Here is a 13,489-nt window from a genome sequence, read left to right on the forward strand (position 1 = left end):
AAATATCGCTTTGCTTTCCCCTCCGCAGCCCCCAGATAATGGCGCAAACATCAATCAGCCGGAGGATCCATGACTCGATACACCAAAGACCCCACGGCCATCGCTGCGCTTTCACCCGAAGAGTTTCACGTCACGCAACGCAGTGGTACCGAACGTCCGGGCACCGGAAAATACCTGAGCAACAAAGAACCGGGCATCTACGTGGATATCGTATCAGGTGAGCCGCTCTTTGCTTCGACCCATAAATATGAATCCGGATGCGGCTGGCCCAGTTTTACCAAGCCGATCATTCACGAACATGTCGAAGAGTTTCGCGATACAACGCATGGCATGATCCGGACCGAGGTTCGATCGAAACACGGCGACAGCCATTTGGGGCATGTCTTCCCCGATGGTCCGCGTGAACATGGCGGGCTACGCTACTGCATCAACTCCGCCTCTCTTCGATTCATCCATCGCGATGAGATGGAAGCCGAAGGGTATGGCGAATATCTGATTCATGTGGAGGACATCTGATGACCGAACAACGCGCTGTACTGGCCGGGGGTTGCTTCTGGGGAATGCAGGACCTGATCCGCAAACTGCCGGGCGTCTCACGCACTCGCGTCGGTTACACCGGCGGCGATGTGCCCAACGCGACCTATCGCAACCACGGCACCCACGCCGAAGGGATCGAGATCTGGTTCGATCCGTCGCAGATCAGCTATCGCGACCTGCTGGAGTTTTTCTTCCAGATCCATGACCCGACCACGGTGAACCGACAGGGCAACGACCGCGGCATGAGTTATCGCTCGGCGATCTATTTTGTTGACGACGCTCAGAAACAGGTCGCTGTGGATACGATCGCCGATGTGAACGCCAGCGGCTTGTGGCCTGGAAAGGTCGTGACCGAAGTCGAACCCGTAGGTGATTTCTGGGAGGCCGAGCCAGAGCATCAGGATTACCTGGAGCGCATCCCGAACGGCTACACCTGCCACTTCCCGCGCCAGGACTGGGTTCTGCCCAAGCGCGCCAGCGCCGCAGAATAAGGCGCCACCTACCCTGCCCCTCTGAATCTCTCAGGGGGGCTAGCCTGCCGCCACCCTCGGTCGCCCGCTTGCCTCGACCGTGATCATCGCCTCGACAAAAACGTCTTTGGCCTCGACCCGCGCGGTTTTGATGTCACGATCCACGATCACTCTGATATCTTCCGCCCCGGCTTCTCGTACGGCTCCTTCGGCCTCAGACCTCAGAACGCGTTCCAATAAGGCCAAAGCCTCATCCGACGCAGAAAAATCCTGAGGGCCGTCCTCCAGATGTACGCGATACCGCCCCTCGGTCGGAGATGTGACCGTGCCTGAGCGCCGTAAGGTCAGCCGCCCCACAACCGCGCCGATGGCATTGGCCACGCCCGCATGTTCCGGCAGGATCATTCGGCAATGCAACCGCTTGCCCACCGCCGGATAATAGCTGGGGGCCGACGCGCCAAGACCGACGACGTCCACATTCAAAGCGGTGTCAAGCGACAGCAACCCGCGATGCTGCGCCAGACCTCGTTGGGTCAACACATGTCGCGCCAACTCTTGAGGCGGCAGACCGAATCCATCCTGCTCTTCGTCAAAAGCAGCCTCTAACAAGGTCAAACTGGTCTGTTCCGTCAATTGGTCCACGATCATCTGCGCCAGTGCTTCGGGGGAGTTAGCAAGCATATCCCCAGACCCGACCCGCTTACGTGCCACCAGTTCCAGCGCCTTTCGCGCCGCTTCAGCATCCCAGGCATTGACCCGCCCCAGAACGTGGCTGGCATCCGAAGGCGTCACGCCCGAGACCTGAACGATTCCGCGGTCCACAAGACGGTTCAACGCGCCGCTCTCCATCCGCGAGCGCAGCAACGCGTTGAGGGGCAGAACCTGGTCGCCCAACCGCTCCAGCAGAATTTCTTCCCGCGGACCTACTCCGTCGGCATGAATACCCGGCACACGGCGAGCAAACCGCGTATCATGCTCGCCCACCGTCGTGGCTCGCAATTGATCGTCCAGAATGGCGTGCACAACCTCGGGCGCCTCAGACGCGATCAGCGATACGGGCAGCACGCGACGCGGACCCAGAAACACACCGCCGCGCAATCCTTCGGTCACAACATGCACCTGGCTGTCTCCACCCAGTCCATGGGTCCGCATCGCCACGGCTTCAACCATGGTTCGGAACCCGCCAACCCGCGCCCCGGCCGGATCAATCGCGGGCTTCCCATCCCGAATCAGCGCCACATCGGTCGTCGTTCCCCCGATATCGGACACCAGCGCATTGTCCGCCCCGGTTAGCCAGCGCGCACCGACAATCGATGCCGCCGGTCCGCTGAGGATTGTCTCAATCGGGCGTTCCCGCGCCTGTTCGGCGCTCATCAACGCACCATCACCGCGCACCACCATCATCGGCGCCGAAATCCCCAAAGCGCGCAACTGGTCCTGCGCACGTCCAATCAACCTGTCGATCATCCCGATCAGTCGCGCGTTCAGAACGGCCGTCACCGCACGTTTTGGCCCATTCAGCTTGGCCGACAGATGATGCGAACATGTCACTGGCGCGCCGGTTCTCTCCGCAACAATCCGTGCCGCTTCCAGCTCATGCGCCGGATTGCGGGTGGCGAACTGAGCAGCAACCGCAAAGCCGGAAACCCCTTTATGTGAGTCTAAAAAGGCTTCAAGCGCTGCGACGTCCAGCGCCGCAGCCTCACCTCCGGAATGGGTATGCCCACCTGTGATGACCAGGGCCGGATCACCTTTCAAGGCATCCTTCAGCCCGTGTTTTGCAAGATCACCGTCCTTGAATCCGATATAGATCAACGCGACTCGACCGCCCTGCCCCTCGACCAGAGCATTCGTGGCCAGCGTAGTAGACAAAGATGCCATTGAGATCTGATCCGGCGCAACCTGCGCCTCTTCCAGCACAGACGAAATCACCTTTCCCACACCAATCGCCAGATCCGCTCGCGTGGTCAGGGACTTGGCTGAGGCGACGACCTCTTTTTCGCCCCGGATCAACACCGCGTCGGTATAAGTCCCGCCCGTATCTACCCCCAAAGACAGCGTCATCGGGTCCTCCTCACTGTTCGCTGCGGATGGGTGTAGCGGTTGTGCACGACACGTCCAGCCTGTTTGCGGCAATTACGACAGTTGTTCCACCGCCCAGCGCGCCGCGTCGGCCACAGTTGCATCCGGGTCCTCAGTAAGACGCTGGGCCACGGGCCTCAACTGCGGCTGCCCGGAGTTTCCAATGGCATATAGGACGTTGCGCACGAACCGGTCCCGCCCAATGCGCTTGATAGGCGAACCCGAAAACTTGGCGCGAAAGGCCGCATCGTCCAGCGTCGCCAACGTCTCTAAGGGTGGGGCCGTCAGATCATCCCGGGCAGCATAGCGCATATCGCTTGCGGTAACGGCAAACTTGTTCCATGGACAGGCCGCCAAACAATCATCGCAGCCATAAATCCGATTGCCCAGTTTACTGCGCAACTCGTGTTCCACCGGACCTTTGTGTTCAATTGTCAGGTATGAAATGCACCGCCGTGCATCCAGTTGATACGGGGCGGGAAACGCATCGGTCGGGCAGCTGTCCAGGCAGGCGCGGCACGACCCGCAATGATCTATCTCCGATTTGTCCACTGGCAGGTCCAGCGTGGAAAAAACAGACCCTATGAAAGCCCAGTTTCCCCATTCACGACTTACAAGATTGGTGTGCTTGCCCTGCCAGCCCAATCCAGCGGCGTGTCCCAGAGCTTTCTCGGGAACCGGCGCGGTGTCGACAAACACCTTCACCTCACCTCCGGCTTCGGCAATCAGCCATCGCGCCAGCCGTTTCAGTCGTTTTTTAACCAGATCATGATAGTCTTTGTTCTGCGCATAGACCGAAATCGCGCCACGATCTGGATGGTTCAGGATCTCTGTCGGGTCATGCATTGGGGTGTAACTCTCAGCCAACATGATCACAGACCGCGCCTCGGGCCACAGGGCGGCAGGATCGCCACGCCAATGTGTCCGCTCAGCCATCCAGCCCATTTGCCCATGATAACCAGCGTCCAAAAACGTACCCAACCGCTCGGGCACCTGTGGGACATCCCACGGACGGCATACCCGGCACGCAACAAACCCTTCTGCCAAGGCCTGTTGGACCAATTTTTCCTTCAAATCCAATTCGCTCATCATCTGGCTGAAAATATCCTCGAAGGGAACCGTGCATTGGCGCGATAGAGGCAGACTGCCCTCCGTTTTTGCACCCTATCAGAAATCCAGATCAGCGTAATGGGGCGGTGGTCGGAACCCGGGCACCTGATCCGCCAGAATCGACCGAAACGCAGGGCGCGATTTGATCTTCGCGTACCAGTCCTTGACCACCTGACTGCGATTCCAATCCACATCCGAAATATAGTCCAGCGAAGACAGATGCGCGGCCGCCGCAAAATCAGCCAATGTCATCTGATCCCCGGCCAACCAACGACGGTGATCCAGCAGCCAGGCCATGTAATCCAGATGGTATTTGATCGCCTTGGCGCCCTGCTTGACATGCTTACTGTCTGGATACCCCTGCCCAGTCACCTTTTTGTTCACCCGCTCATACAGCAGCTTGGAAGTCACCTCATGATGGAACTTGTCATCAAACCATCCAACAAGCCGCCGAACCTCAAATCGGGCTTCAGGGTTTTTTGGCATCAAGGGCGGTTCAGGGCGTGTTTCCTCGATGTATTCGCAGATAGCCGCACTTTCAGACATGATCTGCCCATCAAGACGCAGCACCGGCACTTTACCCGCCGGGTTGCGGCGCAGAAAATCCGGATCCTGTTCCCAGTACCGCTCTTCGACGAGTTCAACCTCGATCTTCTTCTCCGCCAGCGACAGACGGACCTTGCGGCAATACGGAGAGAGGGGAACGTGAAACAGACGCGCCATGGACTTCCAATCGAACCAGTGAATACCCAACAGATTTAGCCTTGGCAGATAGCGGGTTTCAATCCTCGAAACAATCTGCGCGACCATCTGCGCGGATGGTGGCCGCCCCGTCGAGAATTGAGGCCGCCCTTCTGCGAGTTCGAGCGGTCGGATCCGTAACCGATCGGTTCCGCGGTGACGGCAGGATGGCGGCGATCCGCGCCGCCTGAACCGAAGTCAGCTTTGATGCGCTGGTGTTGAAATAGCGTTGCGCGGCCGCTTCAACCCCAAACACGCCGTTCCCGGTTTCCGCAACGTTCAGATACACCTCTAGAATACGCTGCTTGCTCCAGAATATTTCTACTACCGGAGTGATCGAGGTTTCCAAAGCCTTGCGAACCCAACTGCGCCCTTGCCAAAGGAACACGTTTTTCACCACCTGTTGCGTGATGGTCGAGGCACCGCGATTTCCGCCATCCTCAAGCGCATCGCGGATGGCTTCAACGTCAAACCCCCAATGCAGGCAGAAATTTGCATCCTCAGCAGCAACGACGGAACGGGCCATAATCGGAGCCATGTCCTCGATCGGCACCCACTCACGGTCCACCTTTCCCAGCCGACGCCATTCTGACCAGATCGTATGGGTCACGGGTGGATTCACGACGGAAAAAAGCAAGATCAACGCAACAGCGAACGCTGCGGCCGCTAAAGCCACACGCGTCACCCAACGGCGGACCTGCCGCCCCACTGGTGTCGTCTTTTTCGCTGCCTTGTTTTTCTTGCCGCCTGATTTGCGGGCTGCTTTCTTCGCCATGTTTCAGCTATACGACGCCAAGTCCGGGTTTGAAACGGCCTAAATAGCGTATGCGCGCACCTCACGCGGAGGTACAACCGGACGCGCGGTTTTCAGCGACATCGGATCAGGCCCGGCCAACTCGGGAAACAAATGCAACACGTCACTTTGCGTTTCGCGATCCACGGCCGCCAATGCGTGCCCCGGATAGTAGCTTTCACATTTTGCACCGTTGGCGATGACGATCTCATGCTGCCTGAACAAGAGGTGGAAATACTCGGCCTCACCGCCTTCGACTCGTATCACCGTGTCATCATTGACCAGAGCATACGCCGAAACCAACGCTTCGGCATGGCCGAACAAGTATGACGCCTGCCAGTCTTCGACCAGCATCCGATGTTGCGGTGAAACCAGCAACGTGCGATTCAGGCCAAATACTCCGGCTTCGAACTGGATCGGGGCCAGTTTTCCCTCGGCGGCGACGGTTGTGCGCCCGACCCAGATCAATGGTTGTGGCCCATGATCTACGGTAATGACCAGATCACCCGCTATTAAGTCCTCAACCGCGCGCTCACCATCCGGTGTGGCGACCATGGTCCCGGGCGTGAAACAGGGTGGACTCAAACTTCCGACATTCAGAGGCCTGTGTGTGTTGACAAAAGTGGTCGATACCAGCGTTCCAGGCCGAAGCATCTGATCGTCTGTTGGAGTGAAAACCCGTGATCCATCGGCCAGATAGAACGTAGTTCCGACACAAGTCACGGTCCCAATGCCTGACACGTTGATCGTTACAGTGTCCCCGACCACGAGGATGTAACGTCCTGACCATTGACTGTATCGTCACTGGGAACGTCTATAAGGTTGTCATCATTCACATCTGTCGGGCTGAAACTGCTGACCGCGACGGCTGTTCCTGCTGGTGGTGGGTGTGCTGGATCGAAGGTGAAAAACTGATCACGATAGGCCAATGGCATCCTGCTGCCCCTGTTTTTTCACCATCAGAAACCGAAACAGCCCAAGGCTATCTCCAAAACGTAAAAAGAGCTTGGTGAATTCCAGAAGGACGGGCAACAAACACGCGGAATCAGCGTAAATTAACAAGGCCCCGCGTGGTGCAAATGACACGCGAGGCCTTATTTTCCAGTGTTTTCCGACTTATTCCGCCGGAACTGCGGCAGCTTCTGCGCTCAGCGGATGACTGAGTTTGTTCAGCATTTCTTTGGGGCAAACCTGCAGGAAGTTGCCTTTTTCCGCATCCCAGTGTTGCAGAATATCCGCGGCCTTTCTGCTGTTGGTCTCTGCCGCGTGGCGTTCGACAAGAGTTTTCAACTGCCCTTCCCAGTGATCCACGGTGATCGGGCAGGTCACAAGCGTTTCCTTGTTCATCAACGCTTCGGCCTTGCCTTCGGGATCGTACAGATAGGCCATTCCACCGGTCATGCCCGCACCAAAGTTGGCACCGATACCACCAAGGATCACGGCCACACCGCCGGTCATGTATTCACAACCGTTAGAGCCGCACCCTTCAACCACGACTGTGGCGCCCGAGTTCCGCACAGCAAACCGTTCACCGGCACGGCCAGCCGCAAACAGATGGCCATTGGTTGCGCCGTACAGGACCGTGTTGCCGATGATCGTGTTGTCATCCGCCTTCAGTGGGCTGACCTGCGGCGGGCGTACAACAATAGTGCCACCAGACAGCCCCTTGCCAACATAGTCATTGGCATCACCCGACACTTCCAGTTTCAGACCCGGGGCTGCGAAAGCACCCAGAGATTGACCGGCCGAGCCCTGCAGTTTCACATGCAGGTGGTCATCCTGGAACGTGTTCTGCATGCCAAAGTTCTGTACAATGTGGCTGGAAACACGTGTTCCGACCGTCCGATGCGTGTTCTGGATCGCATAAGACAGCTGCATCTTCTCACCGTCTTTCAGGAACCGGGCAGCATCGCGCACGATCTCGGCGTCCAGCGTGTCGGGCACAGCGTTCCGATCCTTGTCGCGGTTGTACACGATGTTATGCGCACCATCGACGGTGATCAACAGTGGGTTGAGGTCCAGATCATCCAGATGTGCCGAACCCCGGCTGACCTGTGCCAGCAGATCTGCACGGCCGATGATTTCATCGACAGAACGTGCCCCCAGGCTGGCCAACAGTTCTCGCACTTCCTGCGCGTAGAAGGTGATCAGGTTTACCACCTTGTCCGCGTTCCCGGTGAATTTTGCACGCAGGCTATCATCCTGCGTACACACGCCGACCGGACAGGTGTTCGACTGGCACTGGCGCACCATGATACAGCCCATGGCGATCAGTGCGGCGGTGCCGATGCCGTATTCCTCGGCCCCCATCATCGCGGCCATGACAATGTCACGACCGGTGCGCAGGCCACCGTCGGTCCGCAGCGTCACGCGGTCGCGCAGGTTGTTCATCGCCAGAACCTGATGCGCCTCGGTCAGGCCCATTTCCCACGGCAGACCAGCATATTTGATCGACGTCGCAGGTGACGCGCCAGTGCCGCCATTGTGACCCGAAATAAGGATAATATCCGCTTTTGCTTTGGCCACGCCGGCAGCAATTGTGCCCACGCCCGACGACGCCACCAGCTTCACCGTGACCTTACAGCGCGGATTGATCTGTTTCAGATCATAGATCAGCTGCGCCAGATCTTCGATCGAGTAGATGTCGTGGTGCGGCGGCGGTGAGATCAGAGTCACCCCCTTGGTCGAGTGCCGCAGACGCGCGATCAGATCCGTGACCTTCATGCCCGGCAGCTGGCCACCTTCACCCGGTTTTGCACCCTGAGCTACTTTGATTTCCAGTTCTTCACACTGGTTCAGGTACTCGGCAGTCACACCAAACCGGCCCGAGGCTACCTGTTTGATCTTGGCCGACGGGTTGTCACCGTTGGGTTCCGGCACGAAATGCGCCGGATCTTCACCACCTTCACCCGAGTCAGATTTCGCACCGATCCGGTTCATCGCCACGTTCAGCGTCTTATGCGCTTCGGGCGACAGCGCACCCAACGACATGCCCGGCGTGACAAAGCGTTTGCGGATCGAGGTGATCGATTCCACTTCTTCAATCGGCACCGGCTTACCCAGCGGTTTGAAGTCCATCAGGTCGCGCAGATGGATCGGCGGGTTTGATTGCATCTTGGCCGAGTACTGCTTCCACAGCTCGTAGGAGGCCTTGTTGCACGCCATCTGCATCATATGCATCGACGTGGCTTCCCACGCGTGGGTCTCGCCCGACTTACGCGCTTTATAGAAACCACCGATGGGCAGAACATCCAGACCGCTGTCCCAGCCTTTGGCATGAATCTCTTCGGCCTTGGACTGAATACCGGTGACGCCAATGCCTGAAATCCGGCTGGTCATGCCCGGGAAGTACTCAGCCACCATTGCGCGGCTCAGGCCGACGGCTTCGAAGTTCAGGCCGCCGCGATAGGACGAGATCACCGAAATCCCCATCTTGGCCATGATCTTCAGCAGCCCCTGGTCGATGGCTTCACGGAACCGCGCAACGTTTTCGGTCAACGTTCCGTCCAACAGCCCACGATCAATGCGGTCAGCCAGCGAATCCTCTGCCAGATAAGCGTTCACTACGGTCGCGCCGCAACCAATGAGTACAGCAAAGTAATGCGGATCCACACATTCCGCTGATCGCACGTTCAGCGAACAGAATGTACGCAGCCCCTGGCGCGTCAGATGCGAGTGAACGGCACTAGTTGCCAGGATCATCGGCATGGCCACACGGCCCTCGCCCGAGCGCATGTCAGTCAGCACCAGATGCCCAGCGCCTGAACGCACGGCCTCCTCAGCTTCGGCTCTAACTCGGACCAAAGCCTCGCTCAACGCGCCGCGGCCAGGCTCAAAACTACAGTCGATCTCAGCCAGCGGAGCATCGAAACTCTCGACCAGCTTGTCCCATTGCGCGTTACCGACAAAGGGGCTTTCCAAGACCACAATTTCGGTTTGACTGCTATCTTCGTCCAGCACGTTCTTGAGGTTGGCAAACCGCGTTTTCAACGACATCACGCGGTATTCCCGCAGGCTGTCGATCGGGGGGTTTGTAACCTGACTGAAGTTCTGGCGGAAGAAATGACTGAGCGGACGGTATTGCTTGGACAGAACCGCCGAGGGCGTATCATCGCCCATCGAGGCCAAAGCTTCTTTGCCGTCTTCGGCCATCGGGGCAAGAATTTGCTCCAGCTCCTCTACTGAATAGCCCGCCGCGATCTGACGTTTGCGCAGCTCTTCGCCCGAGAAGATTGGGACTTCGGTTACACCAGCCAGCGTATTGTCCAGATCGTTGATCTTGCCGACCCACTCGCCAAAGGGCAGTGCGCGGGCAAGTTTGTTCTTGATCTGAGTGTCGCGGTACAACTTGCCCTTTTTCATATCGACGGCCAGCATCTGACCTGGGCCAAGCGCGCCTTTTTCGGTCACCGATGCCTCGTCAATCGGCACCATGCCCGCCTCGGAACCCGCGATAACCAGACCGTCACCTGTCACCACATAACGCATCGGGCGCAGACCATTGCGGTCCAGACCGGCGCAGACCCAGCGGCCATCGGTCATGGCCAGTGCCGCCGGACCATCCCATGGCTCCATGACAGAGTTGCAATAGGAATACATATCGCGCCACGCCTGCGGCAGCTCGACCGCCTGCTTGGACCAGCTTTCCGGAACCAGCATGGTTTTCGCCATCGGGGCTGAGCGACCCGCACGCACCAGAACCTCAAAAACCGAGTCTAATGCTGCCGAATCCGACGATCCTCCGGCGATGATCGGCTTGATGTCCTCGGCATAATCGCCAAAGCTGCCGCTGGCCATGCGGATTTCGTGGCTTTTCATCCAGTTGATGTTGCCCTTCAGCGTGTTGATCTCACCATTATGAGCCAACATGCGGAACGGCTGGGCCAGCCACCATTGCGGGAAGGTGTTGGTTGAATAGCGCTGGTGATAGATTGCAAACGCGGACTCAAAGCGTTCGTCCATCAGGTCGGGATAGAAGACGGCAACTTGCTCGGCCAGCATCATGCCCTTGTAGATGATCGAACGGCAGGACAGCGACGCCAGATACAGTCCGGAAATACCAGCAGCTGCCGCGGCCTTTTCAATACGACGGCGAATGACGTAGAGCTCGCGTTCAAAGGTTTCTTCATCCACGCCTTTGGAATTCGAGATCAGGATCTGCTCGATCTCAGGCCGTGTGGCGTTGGCTTTTTCACCCAGGCAGGTCACATCAACCGGCACGTGACGCCAGCCGTAGATGTAATAACCCATGCGCAGAACTTCGGTTTCCACGATGGTTCGGCACTGTTCCTGCGCGCCAAAATCGGTGCGGGGCAGGAAAACCTGACCAACCGCGATCAATTCATTCAACTTGGGCTCGTGGCCTGTGCGACGAATTTGGTCATAGAAGAAGGGCACCGGAATTTGCACATGGATTCCTGCACCATCCCCGGTTTTGCCGTCAGCATCGACAGCGCCGCGGTGCCAGATCGCCTTGAGCGCGTCGATACCTGCGTCCACAACCTTGCGCGACGCTTTTCCATCCACGGACACAACAAGGCCTACGCCACAGGAAGAATGCTCTTCTTCCTCGGAATAGAGACCATTTTCGGCCATCCATTTGCGCTTGGCTTCTTCGGCCCGCACCCAATCGGCATCATATTTGGTCATTGGCTGTCTCCTTCGTCAGAGGGGGCGTACATGGCTTCGACCTCGGCTTTGGTCATCTGCCGGCGTTCGCCTGCGAACGCGTAGCCCTCGGGCTTTTTGTCGATGTAAAGTTCAAGTTTCAGCGGGCTGCCTGTGTCTTCAAACAGACCTGCGGCAATTTGTGTCTGGCCGTGCATCTCACCCGGAAGGGTGACCCGATACCAAAGCGCCGAGCCACAATCGGCGCAAAAAGCACGCTCTGCCCAGTCGGACGAGGTATAGGTTTTGACCGGGCCAAGCGCGGCGTACCCTTCTTCGGCCTGAAACGTCACCAGCATAGAACTGGTCCAGCGACGGCACTGATCGCAATGGCATGCCCCAAGCGCACCCCGCGCCGGAGTTGCAGTCACCGTAACTGCGCCACACATGCATTGGCCTTGCAATTCGGGCATTTCGAACCCTCCTGATCGCTGGGATTATTCGGCTGCAACAGCAGACTTTGCGTTGAAGCGGTCGATGATTGCATCGGCGCAGTCACGGCCGTCGCGGATCGCCCAAACCACCAGCGAGGCACCACGTACGATGTCACCGATGGCATAGACGCCTTCCATCTCGGTCTCGCCGGTTTGGAACGCCGCCTTGACGGTACCCCAGCGGGTAACCGGCAGGTCGGATTGTCCGAATAGCGTGGGCAGGTCTTCGGGCTCGAATCCCAGCGCCTTGATCACAAGATCTGCGTCCTCGACATAGTCCGCGCCTTCGATCACTTCGGGGGCCTGACGACCGGATGCGTCGGGCTGGCCTAGGCGCATCTTCTGCACCATCACACCCGAGACCGTGCCATCGCCCGTGAATCCTTTGGGCGCACTGAGCCATTCGAAGATCACGCCCTCTTCTTCGGCATTCTGCGTTTCGCGTTGTGAACCTGGCATGTTGGCCCGGTCCCGGCGATACAGACATTTGACAGAAATCGCACCCTGACGGATCGAGGTTCGAACACAATCCATCGCGGTGTCACCGCCACCAATCACGACAACCTTTTTGCCTTCGGCGTTCAGGCGACCATTGTCGAAATCTTCAACTTCGTCGCCGAAGCTTTTACGGTTCGAGGCCGTCAGGAAGTCAATCGCCTTTTCGATACCCCCTAGGCCACTGCCTGGCATGGACAGGTCGCGCGACTTGTAAACTCCGGTCGCAATGATGACGGCATCATGCTTGGCTCGGATTTCATCAAACTTAGCCGCGTCCACATCGCAGTTCAGGACAAATTCAACTCCGCCGTCGGCCAGCAGATCGTTGCGGCGTTGAACTACGTCTTTTTCCAGTTTGAAACCCGGAATGCCGTACATCAGAAGACCACCGGCACGGTCATGACGATCGTATACCGTGACTTGGATACCGGCCTGGCGCAGCATATCTGCAGCGGCTAACCCGCCCGGACCTCCACCAATGATACCCACGCTTTCAGAGCGCTCAACCGAAGGGACGACCGGCTTGACCCAGCCTTTTTCCCACGCGGTATCCGTGATGTATTTCTCGATGGTGCCAATCGTGACCGTTCCATGGCCCGATTGTTCAATTACGCAATTGCCCTCACACAGGCGGTCCTGCGGACAGATGCGCCCACAGATTTCAGGGAAGGTATTGGTAGCCTGGCTTGTCTGATAGGCCTCTTCCAGGCGACCGGTCGCAGTCAGGCGCAACCAGTCGGGGATATTGTTGTGCAACGGGCAATGCGACTGACAATAGGGAACACCGCACTGACTGCACCGACTTGCCTGCTCAGCCGCCTTTTCAGCAGCGAACTCGGAATAGATCTCGTCAAAGTCGTCCTTGCGGTCATTGGCGGCACGCTTTTCCGGCATGACGCGGTCGATCTGCACAAATTTCAGCATCGGTTGCTTGGCCACGGGTCAGACTCCATGAATTGGCTTGGTCCAGTTTCTTTAAGGGATGCGCATCAAGATGAAAAGTCAATTGTCCTGACCTATTTTGGAAAAATATACCGGCCCGTTGAGAATTTTCAGAAATTAACGGAAATTTTAGTTCCGATTCGGACCTATATGCGCGCTTTCCTTTTATCCACCGCCCTTATACCCATAAACCGCAAAGAACACGTGACGGTAGC

Annotated in this window: 11 protein-coding genes; 2 read left to right on the top strand and 9 right to left on the bottom strand. The window is 57.8% G+C overall.

The genetic code is table 11. The annotated features are described in order from the left end of the window. The first annotated feature begins 69 nt into the window (after positions 1-69). Together msrB and msrA are read left to right on the top strand one after the other, a co-directional pair. Positions 70-516, top strand: a complete 447-nt coding sequence (gene msrB, locus ACR0K5_RS23435) for a peptide-methionine (R)-S-oxide reductase MsrB (RefSeq protein ID WP_480631952.1) — start codon at positions 70-72, stop codon at positions 514-516. Next, positions 516-1,028 (top strand): peptide-methionine (S)-S-oxide reductase MsrA, encoded by a 513-nt coding sequence (gene msrA / locus ACR0K5_RS23440; RefSeq protein WP_480631953.1) that lies wholly within the window; start codon positions 516-518, stop codon positions 1,026-1,028. Before msrB ends, msrA begins: the two co-directional genes overlap by 1 nt. 39 nt (positions 1,029-1,067) lie before the next feature. Here the strand turns inward: msrA and ACR0K5_RS23445 are convergent, their stop codons facing one another. The 9 genes from ACR0K5_RS23445 to ACR0K5_RS23485 all read right to left on the bottom strand — a co-directional run bounded on the left by ACR0K5_RS23445 (position 1,068) and on the right by ACR0K5_RS23485 (position 13,271). Then, on the bottom strand, positions 1,068-3,071 hold the full coding sequence (locus ACR0K5_RS23445) for a hydantoinase/oxoprolinase family protein (RefSeq protein ID WP_480631954.1): 2,004 nt from the start codon (positions 3,069-3,071) through the stop codon (positions 1,068-1,070). Between the two features lie 72 nt (positions 3,072-3,143). After that, positions 3,144-4,178 carry a tRNA epoxyqueuosine(34) reductase QueG gene (gene queG, locus ACR0K5_RS23450; RefSeq protein ID WP_480631955.1) on the bottom strand — a complete coding sequence of 345 codons (1,035 nt, stop codon included), beginning with the start codon at positions 4,176-4,178 and terminating at the stop codon, positions 3,144-3,146. A 78-nt stretch (positions 4,179-4,256) separates the two neighbouring features. After that, positions 4,257-4,922 (bottom strand): FtsZ-binding protein FzlA, encoded by a 666-nt coding sequence (fzlA, locus tag ACR0K5_RS23455; RefSeq protein ID WP_480631975.1) that lies wholly within the window; start codon positions 4,920-4,922, stop codon positions 4,257-4,259. 58 nt (positions 4,923-4,980) lie between these two features. Further along, positions 4,981-5,715 (bottom strand): monofunctional biosynthetic peptidoglycan transglycosylase, encoded by a 735-nt coding sequence (gene mtgA / locus ACR0K5_RS23460; RefSeq protein ID WP_480631956.1) that lies wholly within the window; start codon positions 5,713-5,715, stop codon positions 4,981-4,983. A gap of 39 nt (positions 5,716-5,754) precedes the next feature. After that, positions 5,755-6,288 (bottom strand): Hint domain-containing protein, encoded by a 534-nt coding sequence (locus ACR0K5_RS23465; RefSeq protein WP_480631957.1) that lies wholly within the window; start codon positions 6,286-6,288, stop codon positions 5,755-5,757. Between the two features lie 194 nt (positions 6,289-6,482). Beyond that, positions 6,483-6,668: a hypothetical protein gene (locus tag ACR0K5_RS23470; RefSeq protein WP_480631958.1), complete on the bottom strand. Its 186-nt coding sequence runs from the start codon at positions 6,666-6,668 to the stop codon at positions 6,483-6,485. A gap of 181 nt (positions 6,669-6,849) precedes the next feature. Then, entirely contained in the window at positions 6,850-11,382 is a 4,533-nt protein-coding gene (gltB, locus tag ACR0K5_RS23475) for a glutamate synthase large subunit (RefSeq protein WP_480631959.1), read from the bottom strand. Beyond that, entirely contained in the window at positions 11,379-11,813 is a 435-nt protein-coding gene (locus tag ACR0K5_RS23480; protein ID WP_480631960.1) for a GFA family protein, read from the bottom strand. The genes gltB and ACR0K5_RS23480 overlap by 4 nt, the downstream gene beginning before the upstream one ends. 24 nt (positions 11,814-11,837) lie before the next feature. Next, positions 11,838-13,271, bottom strand: a complete 1,434-nt coding sequence (locus ACR0K5_RS23485) for an NAD(P)-dependent oxidoreductase (RefSeq protein ID WP_480631961.1) — start codon at positions 13,269-13,271, stop codon at positions 11,838-11,840. Between the last annotated feature and the right edge of the window lie 218 nt (positions 13,272-13,489).

Source organism: Ruegeria sp. AB9, from assembly GCF_056542585.1.

What these genes read in the sequence shown, in the direction of transcription:
- ACR0K5_RS23470 (WP_480631958.1), bottom strand. Translation starts at nt 6,668, where the DNA reads ATGCCATTGGCCTATCGTGATCAGTTTTTCACCTTCGATCCAGCACAC.
- mtgA (WP_480631956.1), bottom strand. Translation starts at nt 5,715, where the DNA reads ATGGCGAAGAAAGCAGCCCGCAAATCAGGCGGCAAGAAAAACAAGGCA.
- gltB (WP_480631959.1), bottom strand. Translation starts at nt 11,382, where the DNA reads ATGACCAAATATGATGCCGATTGGGTGCGGGCCGAAGAAGCCAAGCGC.
- queG (WP_480631955.1), bottom strand. Translation starts at nt 4,178, where the DNA reads ATGAGCGAATTGGATTTGAAGGAAAAATTGGTCCAACAGGCCTTGGCA.
- ACR0K5_RS23465 (WP_480631957.1), bottom strand. Translation starts at nt 6,288, where the DNA reads ATGGTCGCCACACCGGATGGTGAGCGCGCGGTTGAGGACTTAATAGCG.
- fzlA (WP_480631975.1), bottom strand. Translation starts at nt 4,922, where the DNA reads ATGGCGCGTCTGTTTCACGTTCCCCTCTCTCCGTATTGCCGCAAGGTC.
- ACR0K5_RS23445 (WP_480631954.1), bottom strand. Translation starts at nt 3,071, where the DNA reads ATGACGCTGTCTTTGGGGGTAGATACGGGCGGGACTTATACCGACGCG.
- ACR0K5_RS23480 (WP_480631960.1), bottom strand. Translation starts at nt 11,813, where the DNA reads ATGCCCGAATTGCAAGGCCAATGCATGTGTGGCGCAGTTACGGTGACT.
- msrA (WP_480631953.1), top strand. Translation starts at nt 516, where the DNA reads ATGACCGAACAACGCGCTGTACTGGCCGGGGGTTGCTTCTGGGGAATG.
- msrB (WP_480631952.1), top strand. Translation starts at nt 70, where the DNA reads ATGACTCGATACACCAAAGACCCCACGGCCATCGCTGCGCTTTCACCC.